The organism is Planococcus koreensis (assembly GCF_004761975.1).
Taxonomy (GTDB): domain Bacteria; phylum Bacillota; class Bacilli; order Bacillales_A; family Planococcaceae; genus Planococcus; species Planococcus koreensis.
The window spans coordinates 50153-66848 of record NZ_RQII01000016.1; the positions used below are offsets into that span (position 1 = coordinate 50153).

Sequence of the window (16696 nt, forward strand, 5' to 3'; positions counted from 1 at the left end):
CGATCTTCCTTCCATCCTGTATTAGTTCACTCCCCTATCATACCGCAATTGAAGGCAAAAGAAAAAGCGGACCGGGGTCCGCTTGCTTCTTACTTCTTGCCTTTTGCTTTGCCTTTATTTGATTTGTACTTCACTTCATACGTGAATTCTTTCGCTTCTTTTTGGCCTTCAGCTGCCGCATAAGAAGTGATCATTTTCACATTGCCTTCACGAAGCACTTGCTGCAGATCCAATGCTTCTTTATCCGTTACGTTGAATGGATCAACATTGACGACGCGCTGCTGCCCGTTTTTCTTCGTTTGGATGAATGTCGTCGTGAAGTCGACATACTGGCCTTTCAATTGGCCAAGCGACTGGAATTGGTCTGTTGAAGTTCCGTCAGCTGAGAAATCGCCCAATTGAACGTTTTTGATGAACCAGCCTGTATCGTTATAGCCCCAGTCCGTCATGTTGCGGAATGAAACCAGGACGTCTTGTCCAGCATATGCTGAAAGATCGAATGTTTCAGTGGACCAGTTTAATTTGTGCCCAGTGAATCCAGGAACGTTTTCTTTGATAGTAGGGTAGCCTTCTTCCACTACATCGCTGCGTGTGTTTTCATTCGCCAATGAAGTCCAAGTTTCGCCGTTGTCCGTAGAGACTTGTACCGCTGCATAGTCCCACTGTTCTTCAATGTCGTAGTAATGATCGAACGTCAACGTTGCGTTATCCGTTGGAACCGTTGCTCCGAAGATCAATGATTGATCCGCTTCGTCGCCGTTGTTCGCGTGCAATACTTGCTCAGATGCGTCTAATGGATTAGCAGTTGTCTGCCATTGCAATGGAAGGAAATCAACGCCATCAAATTCCATGCCACGCACGTCTGTGCCGAAATTGAATTCTTTAAAGTCGCCGCCCCATGCCGGAACGCCTTCTTTTTCAAATGTTTTCGCTTTTTCAAAATCGACTGTTTTGCCGCGCTTGTCGCCAGCTGTGCCTACAGGCAGTTCACGCAAGTCGATGCTGTCGAAGTTATAATCGCTGCTTACGTCAGAGTTGTCCAACGCCAAAGCCGCCATGAAGTCCTGATAGACTTCTGTGAACGTTTTGTCTGAACCATAGCGCTTCAATGTTTCGTTGACGCTCGTCATGCCTTGAGTCGTACCGTCGACAGCTAATTCACGGATGAATTCTTTGCCGAATTTATCGAACATATAAAGTGTGAACAAATAAGTTTGCCCGTAATCTGCGATTGTTTCCGGACCTGTTTTCGCTGTTCCGTGCTCATCCCAGTTTACAAGGGAGTTTTCAGGGTGATCCAAATAGAAGTTGATCGAACCTTCGCCGTGGCCGTAGCCGCCAAGGAATTCAGAGAACGTCGACATCCCTTCGTTCAACCACGTTTCTTCAGAGCCGTCGTTGTCCGCTTGGATCAAATGCTGCAATTCATGGATTGTCGTTGCGAAGAACGTGTTCTCCAAACGTGATTCCCATGAGTTCGTATCGATTGTGATGATGTTGCGGTCCGTATAGTTTTCAAGCGTCTGCCAGAAGAATCCAGCCACGAAGAATGGGTATGAAGGGTTGTTCCAGCCTTCATCCTGCACGTTGTCGACAAGCATGATCACTTTGTCGGATCCTTCGTAATAGCCTTCAGGAAGGCCAACCATGCCTGGAAGCGGCGAGTTCGAACCGTCCAATGTATCTGGTGTACCGAAGAAGTCTGTCGCTACGGGATAGATGTTGCTGTCGAATTCAGCTTTCAATTTATCAACTTGCGCTTGTGTGACCACGTCAGCCGGCTTCGGGTTGTTTGGTCCATATGCCAAGTCGTTCGCTACCCAGATTTCAACATTATCCCCGACGCTGCGGAGTGTGAAGTCTTTGAATTTCAAGTTGCGGTTAAGGAATTTTTTTGTTCCGCCGTCAAATGTGAACGGGCTGTCAGCTGCTGCTTCTTCCCCGCCGTCAGCTGTTTCATCATCAAGTGCGCCTGCTTGCGCTTTGATCTTTTTATCCGCTTCCTTTTGGAACTCCGGATCCAATGTCAATTGGTTCAATTGCTGGTCGATATCGATTCTTTCACCGTATTTCGCGCTGTTCCAATCTATAGTCGACGGCACCGATTCTACTGGTGCTGCTGTTGCTGCTGGTGTTAATAACGACAGTGCCAACGCACTGGCTGAAATGACTGATGCCCATTTACTTTTACTCATGTATGTGACCTCCTGTAATTGTCAGAATTTTACCGCTGGTTAAAATAATAACATGTTAGACAATTCAGAAGAATATGCTAATGTATTTATTTCGGAGGTCGAAGTTTAAGTTCATATCGGCTATAAGTTTTACCATAAATAAAATATAATTGATAATTATAGTAAATAAATGTTTTATTCGCATGAAAAAACCGCCTCATGGGCGGTTTTACCTCAGCTTAAAGCTTCAGACAAATCTTCTATTAAATCTTCTACATCTTCTATGCCGACAGAAATGCGAACCAAACCGTCGCCAATGCCAAGTTCAGCACGGCGTTCTGCTGGAATCGAAGCATGCGTCATTTGGGCAGGCACCGAAATCAGGCTCTCGACCGCTCCTAAGCTTTCGGCGAGCGTGAAGTATTTCAATTTCGCAAGCAGTTCACCCGCTTTTTCACGGCTGCCGACATCAAACGAGATCATGCCGCCAAAACCAGCCGACTGTTTCTTCATCAATTCGTGGCCGCCATGGGAAGGCAAACCAGGGTAAATGACTTTCCCGACTGCCTCGTGGCCATCAAGAAACTCTGCAATCCGCTGTGCGTTCGTGCCGGTTTCTTCCATGCGGATGCCCAAGGTTTTCAAACCGCGGATCAATAGCCACGAATCCTGAGGCCCCAGAATTGCTCCGATTGAATTCTGGACAAAATGCATTTCTTCTGCCAGTTCAGCTGTATTGACAACAACCAGTCCGGCCACAACATCACTGTGTCCGCCGATGTATTTCGTCGCGCTATGCAAGACGATATCTGCGCCCAACGGAATCGGGTTCTGCAAATACGGCGTCATGAATGTATTATCGACAATCGTCAGCAAGCCTTTCGATTTTGCAAAAGCCGAAACCGCTTCGATATCGGTTACTTTCAACAACGGATTCGTCGGCGTCTCAATGAAAATCGCTTTCGTATTTTCTTGGACAGCCGCTTCCACTGCCGCTAAATCGCCTGTGTCGACAAACGTGAACTCGAGGCCGAAGCGGTTCAGGACTTTATTGACGACCCGGTAAGTTCCGCCGTAAACATCGTCGGTCAAAATGACATGGTCCCCTGCAGAAAACAGCATCATGACCGAAGAAATCGCCGCCATGCCTGAAGCGAACGCAAAGCCCGCATGCCCGAATTCGACATCCGCGATCAATTCTTCGAGTGCATGGCGCGTCGGATTGCCGGTGCGCGAATACTCGTAGCCTTTGAATTTGCCGACCGCTTCTTGCTTGTATGTGCTCACTTGGTAAATCGGCGTGGATACAGCGCCTGTCGCCTCGTCTCCAAAAATGCCGCCGTGAATCAATCTCGTTTTCGGTTTCATGAATGATCCTCCTCAAAAGTTCTTCCGTAAATGTTCTGGCTCATATAGCGCTCGCTTGAATCCGCGAACACCGTGACGATATGGCTTCCCGGTTTTGCGGCGGCCGCTTCTTTCAATGCTGCCTGGAAAGCGGCGCCCGAAGAACTGCCGACAAGCAGGCCTTCTTTAAGCGCCAATTCTTTCACTGCCGTAAACGCATCCCGGTCCAAAATCGAATGGATCGCATCAAAATAAGCTTCGTCCATATAAGCAGGCAAAATTTCCATGCCGATGCCTTCCGTCAAATGCGGACCTGACACCCCTTGAAGAATCGAGCCTTCCGGTTCCACAATGACCGTTTTGATTTTTTCATTTTGCGCTTTCAAAAAACGCGATGTACCCATGAATGTGCCGCCTGAACCCGCACCTGCAACAAACACATCAATTGCGCCGTCCAGTGCTTCCCATAACTCAGGTCCCAATGTGCGGACGTAAGTTTCCGGGTTTGCCGGATTGGAGAATTGCGACGGCGAAAAAGCGCCGAGCTCTTCGGCAAGCTGTTCCGCTTTTGCAATCGCGCCTTTTATGCCTTCGGCAGTCGGCGTGTTGATGACTTCCGCACCAAGCGCGCGCATCAAGCCCTGCTTTTCCTGGCTGAATTTTTCCGGTACGACGAATTTCACCTGGTAGCCTTTGCCGATTGCGGCGATCGCCAGGCCGATCCCGGTATTCCCGGCAGTCGGCTCGACAATCGTGCCGCCCGGCTTTAAGAGCCCCCGGCTTTCAGCATCTTCAATCAAAGAAACACCCAGGCGGTCTTTGACGCTGCCCCCCGGGTTGAAAAATTCAAGTTTGGCAAATATCCGGCAGTTGTTCGGAATCTCGACATGCGTCAATTCCATTAATGGTGTATTGCCGATCAATTGCTGTATGCTGGACGCAAATTTCATGTCAATTCCCCTTATACCGTTTCTTCAACGAATACTTGGCGCCATTCGTCTTTTTTCGCAAGCATTTCACGCGCCAATTCTTTCGCGCCTTCCAAACTATGGCTCGCAGCCCAACCGCATTGCACTTCGTTGCATGCCGGCACTTCGTCCGCTTCGATCACGTCATTCAAGGTGTTTTCCAAAATGACCAGGATGTCGTCGAAATCGTCATGGTTGATGACCGATAAATAAAATCCGGTCTGGCAGCCCATCGGCCCGATGTCGATGATCTGGTCGGAATGGTTGCGGCTATGTTCCGCCATCATGTGTTCCAAAGAATGCAGGCCGGGCATTTCCATATGCTCTTTGTTCGGCTGCTTGAAGCGGAGATCGTATTTGCGGATCACGTCGCCGTTTGCTCCAGTCTTCTCACCCGCTAAACGCACGTAAGGCGCAACTACTTTTGTATGGTCCAAGTTAAAGCTTTCAACATTCATCTTTTTCATGAGATCGTCTCCTTTGGGTGTGGTGGTTTTTGTGTGACGGAGCTTAGCGGCCGTCTCCGCTTTTCTTTGTCGCATCGATCAGCCACACGTAGCTGTTCAATTGTGTGAATTCCACGGTGAATCCTGCGTCTTCGATCAATTCTCTGAGTACGGGCAGCGTCGTGTAATACTCGCGCTGTAAATCTTCTACAAGATTAGCATAAGCCCGGGACTCTTCAAATTCAATTCTTTGCTGTTTTATTTCAGAAGATTCGAACAGAGTATCTGCAAAAACGACTTTTCCGCCTGCCGGCAGTTTTTGTGCATAGAGTTTGAAAGCCTGCGCTTTTTCCGCATCCGTCAAATGGTGGAATGCGTAGGAGCTGGTGAAAGTCATCACTTCTCCTGTGAGCGGGAAGTCCAGGAAATCCCCATCGGCAAGCGGCAGTTCCGGCAGCTTTTGTGAAGTGGCTTCGCGCATCGCTGCATTCGGCTCAATGCCGGTCACGTGCATGCCGCGCTCGAGCAGTTTCTGCGTCAGATTGCCTGTACCAACGCCGAACTCCACGACCGGGCTAATCGCCAAATCGGCTGTCGCCCGCAGGATGCCGTCGTAATGCTTGAAAACATCTTCGTATTCTTTATCTTTTCCTTCAACCGATTCGTCATAAGTGTGTACCCATTCATCGAAAATCTCTACGAACTCTCGTCCCATATATAAACCCCTTTTACTGTAATTGTCGTGATGCTGCTATTGCTCTGAGGCGCTGTTGAAAATTGGCAATCGGCTTAATCATTATAATGCCTATTGAATTACTTGGTTTTATTTATAACATAAAAAGTGCAGGGATTCAACTTCCCTGCACCTGGTTTTAGATTTTTAAAATGGGTGGGACATCCGTACCTTTTTCGATAATTCGTTTTAATAGCCTTTCGAATTGCGGCAATGAGATCTGGACGATTTTGCCGGTGAACAACGCGACGGCAATCGTTCCGATTCCGACGGGCCCACCGAGCAGCCAGCCGATGAATGCCACTGAGACTTCCATCGATGTCCGGATGACGCTGATGCTGAGCCCGGTTTTTTCAACCAACAGCAGCATGAGGCTGTCGCGCGGTCCCGCTCCAATCCGCGGCGCTACGTATAGGCCTACGCCATAACCGCCGATGAACAAGCCTACCAGGAACATCGCGATTTGAGCGCCCAGTGTTTCGATATCCGGAATCATCCAGTTGAAGATGTCGATAAAGATACCGATCAGCAACATGTTCAGGAATGTGCCGATTTGCGGGATCTTGCGGGTGAACACCATTGTTGAAACGATGACGGCCAAGCCGACCAAAATCGCCCACGTGCCGATTGTCAGTCCGAAATTCTTAAATAGACCGACATTCAAAACATCCCATGGCCCGATGCCCAGCCGGTCCGCCTTGATAATCATCGTAAATCCCAGCGCCAAAACAATCAGTCCGCTAATAAAAAACAGCCAGCGGTAAAATAATGCACGTCCCATTAAGATCCTTCTTTCTATTGCATAGTGAGAGCCCACCCATTCAAACGAATGGATGGGCTTCTTATCAGCCCGCCGCAGTTACGTCGGCATATTGGCCGTTCATGGTTTTGATCAAATCTTCCGGAGCCAGCTTCAGCTGCATGCCGATCTTGCCGGCGGAGACGATGATTTCGTCCAAGCTTTCGGCTTGCCGCGCAAGAAATGACGGAAATGGCTTTTTCATGCCGAGCGGTGAACAGCCGCCGCGGATATAGCCCGTCAAATTGAGGATTTCCTTCACCGGCACCATCTCGATTTTCTTTTCGCCGGCGGCTTTCGCTGCGGCTTTCAGATCGAGTTCTTCCGCTACCGGGATGATAAAGACGTAATGCTGCTTCGAACTCCCGGCAGCGACAAGCGTTTTATAGACGGTTTCTGCCGGATAGCCGATTTTCGCCGCTACCGAGACGCCGTCAATCTTGCCGTCCTGCGGATCGTATTGGAGAACTTCATGCGCCACGTCCTCTTTATCGAGAATGCGCGCCGCGTTGGTCTTCGCGACTTTCTTCGCCATGAACTGCACCTCGCATGCTTCTTTTGTCTTTAGCATATCATTTATATGGGCGGAATTTAATCGTTCTGCCCCAATAATTTCTTCAATGCGTCCGCCATCGCTGTATTGGCCGGCGCTTCGTCTTGCTGATTCATGAATTTATTGACATCTTTTTTGTTTGCTTTGGACTGGTTGCTGTTGCGGCGCTTTTCGAATGCCGACAGCTTTTCCCGGTGCCCGCATTTGCAGACGAAAATCTTGCCGTCGCCTTCACCTTGCATTTCCAACTTTTTATGGCAATTCGGGCAGCGTGCATTCGTCTGCATCGCCACTTGTTTTTTGTAGCCGCATTCGCGGTCCTGGCAGACATTCATCTTGCCGCGCTTGCCGTTGACTTCAAGCAGCGGCTTGCCGCAATCCGGGCATGTCTTGCCGGTGATGTTGTCGTGCTTGAATTTCTGGTCGCTTTTCTTGATGTCCGATACCGATTTCTCAGCGAATTGGATCATTTCTTTCATGAATTCTTCCTTCTTCAGCTCGCCTTTCGCGATTTTCGTCAGCTGCTGCTCCCAGTTCGCCGTCAGTTTCGGCGACTTCAGATCTTCCGGCACGAGCTCCAGCAATTGGCGCCCTTTCGAGGTGATCGTCAAATCCTTGCCTTTCTTTTCAATCAAGAACGTATTGAATAATTTATCGATGACGTCCGCACGCGTCGCCACGGTTCCAAGCCCGCCGGTTTCGCCCAGCGTCTGGATCAGCTCTTTCGATTCGCCTGCCATGAACTGCGCAGGGTTTTCCATCGCACCGAGCAGCGTCCCTTCATTGAAAAATGCCGGCGGCTTCGTTTTGCCTTCTGTCAGCGCAACGCCTTTAATGTGGAGCTTCTGCCCTTTTTCAAACGGCGGCAAAGTCGTATCGCCGTTTTCCTCATCATCGGAATACACGCGTTTCCAGCCTTCATTGCGGATTGTATTGCCTTTCGTCTGGAACGTCTCGCCGCCCGCTTCGATGGTCACGGTCGTCTGGTCGTATTCGTACATCGGGTAAAAGACGGCAAGAAAGCGCTTGGCGATCATGTCGTATAATTTATGCTCTTTGTCGGAAAGGTTGTGCATCTGCGGCGTTTCCTCGGTCGGGATGATGGCGTGGTGATCGCTCACTTTGCTGTCATCGATGACGCCTTTTTGCGGAGCGACCGGCGATTTCAGGATCGTTGCCGCAAGCGCACGGTAAGGCCCGGTCTGCACAGCTTTGACGCGGTCTTTCAATGTGTCGCGCATGTCGGATGTCAAATGCTTCGAATCCGTCCGCGGGTACGTGACGATTTTGTAGCGCTCGTATAAATTCTGCAGCGTGTTCAGCGTCTCTTTCGCCGACCAGCCATAGCGCTTATAGGCTTCTTTCTGCAATTCCGTCAAGTCGAATAAAGGCGGCGCCGGCTGTTTCTTCGGCGTCACTTTGATGTCCGTGACGATGCCTTCGTGTGTGTTTTCGAGTTTATTGAACAGCTTATCGATTTTATCTTTGTCGAACGATTGCGGCGACTTGCCGTCCGTCCACGTAAACGCCGCTTGTTCAGCGACTGCCTGCAGCCCATAATACGGCTTCGGCTGGAAGCTGCGGATTTGCCGTTCGCGTTCGGCAATCATCGCAAGCGTCGGCGTCTGCACGCGTCCCGTCGATAATTGGGCATTGTACTTCACCGTCAATGCGCGCGTCGCGTTTATGCCGACGACCCAGTCCGCTTCCGCTCGGGCCACTGCCGCCTGGAATAAATTCTCATACGCTTTGCCGTCTTTCAGGTTGTTGAAGCCGTCGGTAATCGCTTTGTCGGTGACCGACGAAATCCACAAACGCTTGACTGGCTTGTTCGTTTTCGTCTTCTCCAAAATCCAGCGTGCCACGAGCTCGCCTTCGCGCCCCGCGTCGGTCGCAATGATGACTTCATTGACATCGCCCCGCGCCAATTGCGCTTTCACTGCGTTGTATTGCTTCATCGATTGCTTGATCGGCACCAGTTTGAATGGCTGCGGAATGATCGGCAGATTCTCCATCTTCCATTCCTTGAAGTCGTTGTCGTATTGTTCCGGCTGCGCTTGCGTCACTAAATGGCCGAGCGCCCACGTCACAATATACTGTTTGCCTTCCAAATAACCGTTGCCTTTTTGAGCGCATCCCAGCACGCGTGCAATATCGCGCGCCACCGATGGCTTTTCTGCAAGTATGACTGATTTCATATTTCCTTCACCCTCATTTCTATAGCGTCTATTATAACATCTTCCGGTTTTGCTGGGTTGTCGCGGGGGTTATGGGCGGCTAGAAGCGTATTTTCGTTGTAATGGGGCGTATTTCTCCCTTTATAGAGCGTATTTCTCCCTTTGCAGAGCGTATTATTAAATCCGCTCAAATCCTGTTGATATCGCCTTCCGGAAAAGGTATAGTATGTTAAATTCAGACGAAAGGAATGATGTATTTGCTTCTAATCGAACGGCATCGCCCTTACAGGCTCATCTATCAGGAAGCGTTGCTTGCGCGCACTTCACCCGCGCATAAAAACTACCCGCTTTTGAAAGAAAAAATCCGCAGGCGCTCTGCGGGATTTGCTGGCGAGCTTCAATTTGACAGGGTTTGCGCGGAATATCATGCTGGCATGCCTTTCAACATCATCCCTGCTTTCAAAATACCCAATTATCAAATTGATGCAATATGCATCTTCCCATCTTTCATTCTCATTGTGGAAGTAAAAAACATCAGCGGTCTCATCCATATGGACGGCGACAAAAGGCAGTTTACACGAACCTTGAACGGCATCATCACAGGCATGAATAACCCGGATGACCAGCTTTACCGGCATGAAAAGCTGATTCGGAGCTTGATTGGCGGCAATACACCGATCATCGGCATCGCCGTCTTCACAAATCCTTCAGCCGTATTGGAAATCAAGAATATCAAGCGGCATGTGATTCATCTCTCGGGGCTTCCCTTTGTATTGGATGAATTAGTTTCCCGCTACCGGACAGCGCCGAAAATCGATAGTGAACACTACACCGAACAGCTCATTTCCATGCAACCCCCATTGCAGCTCTCTATTCCACCAACTATCCTTTATCCTCTTCTCGAAGGTGTCTTCTGCCCCCACTGCCCTTCCATTAAAATGAATTACTCCCGCAATTATTGGCGCTGCCCTGGATGTGCCGCCAAACTGGCAGATGCCCATTTGCTAGCGCTGCAAGATTACCGCCTGCTCATCGGCCCGACCATTTCCAATCGCGAATTCCGCAAATTCACCGGCATGCAGTCGCGCACGAACGCGTGGATTGTTCTGCAAAGCTGCAATTTCCAAACGATTGGCAATAAAAAAAGTCTGCGCTACGTAATTCCTGAAATGGATCTCCGAAGAAGCATGAAATAAAGGCTAGAAGCGTATTTTCGAAGTAATGGGGCGTATTTCTTTGCTTATAGAGCGTATTTTGTCAGTTATAGAGCGTATTTCTCCCCTTATAGAGCGTATCCAACAAAAAAAAACCTCCCACAGGAGTTTTTTCAATTTGCTTATGGATTATCGATCGTTTCCTTTGATAAATGAGTGCTCATCTTCGCGTATTCTGCGAATACACGCGCCAACTCGCGCAGACGGTCATGCACGTCTTCATTGATGATGGAGTTGGTTTCGTCGAAATGGCTCGTGTGCGTGTAGACGTAGTTCGGCGTCACGAGGCAGCGGAAATAATCGAGTATCGGCTTCAGCTGGTTCTCGATGACCAGGTGGTGTTGGTATGTGCCGCCGTTTGCGACAATCGATACCGGCTTGTAGCGCATTGTGCGCGGATGCAGCATATCGAATGCGTTTTTCAAGACGCCTGGAATCGAGCCCTGGAAAATCGGCGTCGCGATGATGTAGCCGTCCGCTTCCGTGAAACGGCGCACCATTTCGCGCATGTCTTCGTTGTAATCGCCAAGCGGGCGGCCATCGACGAATTGATGCTCGAAATCACTGAGATTCATGATTTCCAACGTCAATTCGGGATTGGTCTCCTCGATATACAATTTCACCTGTTCCAGGATTGCCCCTGTTTTTCTTCCAATAATCGTTCCGTCCACCAATAAAATTTTCATCGTTGAATCCTCCTCAAATACGTATATGACAGGCGGCCGCGCCGCCCTTCTCGTAACCCTCACTTCATGATAGCAAACCCGGTTTCATTATACGCACCTGAAAACTTCCCCTTAGAAGATTTCATTCTTTAGACTGAGATTCGATGCGGTTGCGATTCGATTCCAGTTTGCCTTGGACACGGATTTCCTGATGCTCTGGCGGTGAAAAGCTGACGAGGGTGTCGCCTTCTTTCGGCTCAATTTCAGAATCCGCGGTAATGAATTCAAGTTTGCCTTGCGCGCGCTTGATGAACAACGGAATCGTGCCTTCGATCGACCGTTCCTTGAATTCTTCGTACGTGAACTGGCCGGTGATTTGCGTCTTGCGCATCGCATATCCCTGTTCAGCTTTCCAGTCGAGTTCATGGATATTCCAGTCGTTGCCGAACAGTGTCCGGCCGCTCAACGATGCATGGAAATCAGCCGGGTCGCCCGTGTGGATAGCGGTTTGGTAAAGGTTCAAACGGCCCATCTCCGGAACGTAATTATTGACGACCAGCGCGTTATACGAATCCGTCTCGGTCGCGACGACCATCATTTCGTATGGCGTCAAATCGACTTCGTAATCAGTGTGTTCAGACAGGATTTCGCCGGTGAAATTCGGCAATTCCGCTTGGCGCGCCTGCTGCAGCCGGCCCCATGATGGATCCATGATGAGCACTTTTTGATTCATTTCCTTCAGTACCTTGCCGAGGCTAATGGTGAAGCGGCTGCCTCCGACGATGAGCACGCCTGGCGCTTCAGATGAAGCGAGCCCCAGTTTGCGCCCGAGCCAGCCAATCGTGAAGCCGTGCGCGACAACGGTCGAAAACACCAGCGCAAATGTCAACGCGGTCAATAGTTCCGCATCTTCGAACCCCGCATCCAATAAGGTGCTGGCGAAATAGCCCGACACCGTCAACGCGACAATGCCGCGGGGTGCAATCCAGCCGATCAAGGTTTTCTCCTGCCAGCTCAGATCGGTGCCGATCGTCGACAGCCAAATCGACAGCGGCCGCACGATGAACAGCGTCGTCAAGACGAATGCGATGATGCGCCAATTAAAGATTTCCAGCAGCACGTCGAGGCTGAGCGACGCCGTTAGCATGACGAAGATGCTCGAGATGAGCAGCACGGAGATGTTTTCTTTGAAATGGCGCATGTCATTGATGGATGTGATATTCATATTGGCCATCGTCATGCCCATTGCGGTGACAGCGAGCAATCCGGTTTCGTGCATAATCATATCCGAGACGACAAATGTCAGCAGCACGACGCCAAAGACCATTGGCGATTTGAGAAATTCGGGCACTTGCCCTTTTTCGAACATCCTGCCCATGCCGAATCCGGCGCCGACCCCAAGAATGACCGCAAACAACGAGGCCAGGAAAAATAGGCCGAATGCCGCAGCGGTTTCGTCGCCGATTGCGAACAACACGAATTGGAAAGCGAATAATGCCAGCAAGGCGCCGAACGGATCGACGACAATGCCTTCCCATTTCAGGATGGCAGCTGGCCGTGCGTTCAGCTTCGCCTGCCGGAGCATCGGCAAAATCACTGTCGGGCCTGTGACAATGAACAATCCGCCGATGACAAACGCCACCGCCCACGACAAGCCCGCCATATAATGGGCGGCAAGCGATCCTGCAATCCAGGCGATCAACGCGCCGATGGATACAATCCGCCCTACCGGCTTACTGAATCCCCTTATTTCTTTGAAGTTCAGGTTCAAACTGCCTTCAAACAGGATAATGGCTACCGCCAATGAAATAAATGGATTGAATAAGTCGCCAAAGCTTGTGGCCGGGCTGATGATGCCGAGCAGCGGCCCTGCTAAGAGGCCAGCGATCGACATTAGGACAATTGCCGGCAGCTGCAAACGCCAGGCAATCCATTGGGAAATCACTCCCAGAAAAATGATCAGCATTAAATCGAACAATAAACTATTAATGTCATGCGGCCCCCTTTCTGAAGTATTGCCTATTATATCGGTTATACCCCAATTTTTGAAAGCACAAGCCCGATGCTTAAGGATTTAAATTTTGTGGATTTGTGATACAATAAGGAAAAACTAAGGGTGGATTTCTTTGACTAGAGAAGAATTGGAATATGCAATCGCTGAACTGAAGATGGATTATGTGCGCCACCAAGGCGACATAGAGAAGCTGGAGACGACCGGACATCATCAAATGGTGGAAAAAGCGGAACAGCGTTTAGCGAAAATGGAACAAAACCTTGCGGAATTGAACAAACAACTCGCGGAATTGTAGACCGCGATTTTTTTTTGACATCTTTTATGCCGGTGCCTTTGCCAAGCGCCTGTGCCGGATTCGGCGCAACTGGATTTTTTCGGCACATCCGCATTCAAAGAATATAGAAACACCTTAATAGCGTTAAAAAATGGAGGAATTTATTAAATGGCTTTATTAACAGTAGAAAACCTTAGTCACACATTCGGTGACCGCACCTTGTTCAACGAAGTGTCGTTCCGCTTGGTTGAAGGCGAACACGTCGGCCTGGTCGGCGCGAATGGCGTCGGCAAATCGACAATGATGAATATTTTGACGGGCAAGATCATCCACGATGAAGGCCGTGTCGAATGGCAGCCGAGAACGCATTACGGCTATTTGGATCAGCATACACAATTGACGCCGGGGCGCACAATCCGCGAAACGATGCAGGATGCATTCAAGCCTTTGTACATTAAAGAAGCGGAATTGAACGACATCGCCATGCAAATGGGCGACCCTGATGCGAACCTTGAAGAATTATTGGAAGAGATGGCGGAAGTGCAGGATGCTTTGGATGCCGGCGATTTTTACACGCTTGACGTGAAAATCGAAGAAATTGCACGCGGCCTTGGCCTCGACGCTATCGGACTGGAACGCCCTGTCGAAGCTCTTTCAGGTGGGCAGCGTACGAAATTGCTGCTGGCGAAATTGTTGTTGGAAAAGCCGAAAGTATTGCTGCTGGATGAGCCTACCAACTATTTGGACGAAGAGCATATTCAATGGCTCGTCAATTATTTGAAAAACTATCCGCACGCGTTCTTGTTGATCTCGCATGATACGGAATTCATGAGCAGCGTCACAGACGTCATTTTCCACTTGGAATTCTCGCGCCTGTCGCGCTATACAGCGACTTACGAGAAATTCATCGAACTTGCGGAACTTGCGAAAAAGCAGCATATGGACGCTTATGAAAAACAAGCCGACATGATCAAGAAAACCGAGACGTTCATAGCTAAGAATAAAGCGCGTGCGTCATCTGCCGGGCGTGCAAAATCCCGCCAGAAGCAATTGGACCGCATCGATCGCATCGACAAGCCGGAAGTTGCGGCAAAACCGCAATTTTCGTTTAAAGAAACACGCAGCCCAAGCCGCTACGTCGTCGAAGCGGAAGCTTTGACGATCGGCTACGACAAAGCGCTATTGCCGCCGTTGACATTCATGATTGAACGCGGCGAGAAAATCGCTTTGGTCGGCATGAACGGCGTCGGGAAATCGACGCTGCTGAAAACGATGCTCGGCAAGATCAAACCGCTTGACGGCGACGTCATCCGCGGCGAATACTTGACGCCAAGCTATTTCGAGCAGGAAGTCAAAGCGCCAAGCCATACGCCGCTTGATGAAATCTGGTCTGCTTACCCGAGCATGGAACAAGGCCAAGTGCGCGGAGCTTTAGCCCGCACCGGTTTGAAAAACGAGCACATCTCCCGTTCGATGACCCAATTGAGCGGTGGCGAACAAGCAAAAGTCCGTTTGTGCAAATTGATGATGGAAGAAAGCAATTGGCTCATTTTCGATGAACCGACAAATCACTTGGACATCGACGCCAAAGCGGAATTGAAGCGCGCTATGCAGGCTTATAAAGGCACGATCGTCCTGGTCAGCCACGAACCTGAATTCTACGAAGGATTGGCGACGAAAGTCTGGAACGTCGAAGAATGGATCGAAGCAGGAAAACAATCAATTTAAGCTCCAAAATATAAAGAAGCCCCGAGATTTTTTCTCGGAGCTTCTTTTTGTTTTATTCGCAGAATGCTTCTGCGTGCCGAACTCAATAAGTCGTCAGTTTGAATATTTTCTGGAAAGCGTAGATGCCGCGCTGCCAGAAAGTGAAGTCATCCTGGAATTCTTCAACTTCGAGGGTGTACATCGCGCCTTCATTGTCCCATAGCATATTGAAATAGCTGTCCACATTTTCTGTCAGCTCGCTGTCGTTCGGAGCGATGATGCGGATATCGTTTTCCAAATTGTAATTATCCAATGTCCGTTCGGTATAATTGGCCGAACCGCCGTAGATATAGGTTTCTTCCGCTGTTTTGACCATCAAAGTTTTTGTGTGATATTGGCCGACAACTGCGTTATACCAGCGCACTTTCACTTTATTGCCGGAATTCTCCAGAATCTCATTGACCACAGGCCGGTTTGGAAGACCGGTTTTTTCCGTGCCGAAGGCATTTTCGTTCGGGTCAAGGATCATTCTGACCTCGACGCCTCTCTTCGCAGCTGCTTCCAAAGCATCAACCACTTCCGCTTGTGCGATATAGAACATGCCAAGCCAGATGGCATCCCCGTCCTGTGCTTTTTCGATATCCGCGAGAAGGCCATTCTGGATTTTCTTTTCCGTCAAATACTGCGCCTGGTACTCCCCTGTTTGTTCGTCCGCATCGATTCTTGGAAACTCCGGACCACCGGAAAACTTCGAAACGGCTTCTTCCGCTTCAAGCAGGTCATTGATGATTTCTCCGCTTACTTTAAACGCCATATTGCCATGGAGGCCGCTGGCGTTATGGGGATTTGCCGAGCTGACGATGGCTTCTTTTTCCGTAATGACCACTTTCCGGTGATTGGCTTTGATGTTCAGCATCGTTAAATAAGAGGCAATGGATAAATCCGGTGCGTCACTGGACATGCCATTCGGAACCCAGCCGCGGCCGCCCGTATCGAACCACTGAAAAATGACACGGTAAAAGCCTGAATACAGCGGCATCGAGTCGCGCAGCTTATCCAAATCCGTGATGATGATTTCGATTCCCGCCTTGCCCATCGTATCAAAAAACTGGTTTTGATAAGAGCCGTATCCTATGTTCAATGGATCGCTGATAAAATAAATCGGCATATCCGGATTTTCTTCTTTCTTTTTCAATAAATGCTCTGTCAGCAATTCCGATACGGCCGGAAACTCTATTTTCTGGTCGTTGTAATTATCAAACAAAAAAAGGTCGATTACGATAAATTCTTCCGCTTCATCAATCATCGTAAAAATTTCATCGAATATCTCCAAATGATATTCGGTTTGGGTGCCTTCTTTATCTTGTGCAAACGATAGGTCATACAGCATTTCCACGTTCTCTAGATTGCGCAATTCGCCTTCATACGAAATCCCTTCAGGCAAAGGCTTATATGTATGCCAAATGATGACGCTTATATACATTAATGCCAATATCCCTGCAGTCGCGTAGACAATTCTTCTGCGCTTGCTCCACCCTTTGACTTTTTTACGCATAAATTCGTTCCCCCTCTCCTTCATTATAGCAAGAAGATGTAGAAACAATGCATTAATTTTATGGAAAAAA

The 16696-nt window shown here is 49.3% G+C and carries 14 protein-coding genes; 3 read left to right on the forward strand and 11 right to left on the reverse strand.

All coding sequences use genetic code 11. From position 1 onward, the window contains the following. Positions 1-89: 89 nt before the first annotated feature. The 8 genes from EGV91_RS03820 to EGV91_RS03855 all read right to left on the reverse strand — a co-directional run bounded on the left by EGV91_RS03820 (position 90) and on the right by EGV91_RS03855 (position 9218). On the reverse strand, positions 90-2195 hold the full coding sequence (locus tag EGV91_RS03820) for an immune inhibitor A domain-containing protein (protein WP_135500852.1): 2106 nt from the start codon (positions 2193-2195) through the stop codon (positions 90-92). A gap of 213 nt (positions 2196-2408) precedes the next feature. Then, positions 2409-3542: a bifunctional cystathionine gamma-lyase/homocysteine desulfhydrase gene (locus tag EGV91_RS03825; RefSeq protein WP_135500853.1), complete on the reverse strand. Its 1134-nt coding sequence runs from the start codon at positions 3540-3542 to the stop codon at positions 2409-2411. After that, complete coding sequence (locus EGV91_RS03830) at positions 3539-4471, reverse strand: PLP-dependent cysteine synthase family protein (RefSeq protein WP_135500854.1); 933 nt, start codon at positions 4469-4471, stop codon at positions 3539-3541. The genes EGV91_RS03825 and EGV91_RS03830 overlap by 4 nt, the downstream gene beginning before the upstream one ends. Before the next feature lie 11 nt (positions 4472-4482). After that, on the reverse strand, positions 4483-4956 hold the full coding sequence (locus EGV91_RS03835; RefSeq protein ID WP_135500855.1) for an S-ribosylhomocysteine lyase: 474 nt from the start codon (positions 4954-4956) through the stop codon (positions 4483-4485). Between the two features lie 43 nt (positions 4957-4999). Beyond that, positions 5000-5650: a class I SAM-dependent methyltransferase gene (locus tag EGV91_RS03840; protein ID WP_135500856.1), complete on the reverse strand. Its 651-nt coding sequence runs from the start codon at positions 5648-5650 to the stop codon at positions 5000-5002. 157 nt (positions 5651-5807) lie between these two features. Next, a complete protein-coding gene (locus EGV91_RS03845) occupies positions 5808-6449 on the reverse strand; it encodes a YczE/YyaS/YitT family protein (RefSeq protein ID WP_135500857.1) in 642 nt (213 codons plus the stop codon). A 64-nt stretch (positions 6450-6513) separates the two neighbouring features. Continuing rightward, positions 6514-7002, reverse strand: a complete 489-nt coding sequence (gene ybaK, locus EGV91_RS03850; protein WP_135500858.1) for a Cys-tRNA(Pro) deacylase — start codon at positions 7000-7002, stop codon at positions 6514-6516. Between the two features lie 56 nt (positions 7003-7058). After that, positions 7059-9218, reverse strand: a complete 2160-nt coding sequence (locus EGV91_RS03855; protein ID WP_135500859.1) for a DNA topoisomerase III — start codon at positions 9216-9218, stop codon at positions 7059-7061. 236 nt (positions 9219-9454) lie between these two features. Between EGV91_RS03855 and EGV91_RS03860 the strand changes: the two genes are divergently transcribed. Beyond that, positions 9455-10393, forward strand: a complete 939-nt coding sequence (locus EGV91_RS03860) for a nuclease-related domain-containing protein (RefSeq protein WP_158290562.1) — start codon at positions 9455-9457, stop codon at positions 10391-10393. A gap of 140 nt (positions 10394-10533) precedes the next feature. Here EGV91_RS03860 and EGV91_RS03865 read toward each other — a convergent pair whose 3' ends face one another. Further along, positions 10534-11097, reverse strand: coding sequence for an NADPH-dependent FMN reductase (locus EGV91_RS03865; RefSeq protein ID WP_135500861.1), 564 nt, complete (start codon positions 11095-11097; stop codon positions 10534-10536). Positions 11098-11218: 121 nt separating this feature from the next. Continuing rightward, positions 11219-13042 (reverse strand): cation:proton antiporter, encoded by a 1824-nt coding sequence (locus tag EGV91_RS03870; RefSeq protein WP_135500866.1) that lies wholly within the window; start codon positions 13040-13042, stop codon positions 11219-11221. Between the two features lie 160 nt (positions 13043-13202). On the opposite strand from EGV91_RS03870, the gene EGV91_RS03875 reads away from it, so the two are divergent. Together EGV91_RS03875 and EGV91_RS03880 are read left to right on the forward strand one after the other, a co-directional pair. After that, complete coding sequence (locus EGV91_RS03875; RefSeq protein ID WP_135500862.1) at positions 13203-13385, forward strand: SE1832 family protein; 183 nt, start codon at positions 13203-13205, stop codon at positions 13383-13385. Positions 13386-13532: 147 nt separating this feature from the next. Next, the gene (locus EGV91_RS03880) at positions 13533-15092 is read left to right on the forward strand and encodes an ABC-F family ATP-binding cassette domain-containing protein (protein ID WP_135500863.1); all 1560 of its coding nucleotides are present in this window, start codon (positions 13533-13535) and stop codon (positions 15090-15092) included. Positions 15093-15174: 82 nt separating this feature from the next. Here the strand turns inward: EGV91_RS03880 and EGV91_RS03885 are convergent, their stop codons facing one another. Next, entirely contained in the window at positions 15175-16626 is a 1452-nt protein-coding gene (locus tag EGV91_RS03885) for a phospholipase D family protein (protein ID WP_135500864.1), read from the reverse strand. Positions 16627-16696 lie beyond the last annotated feature (70 nt).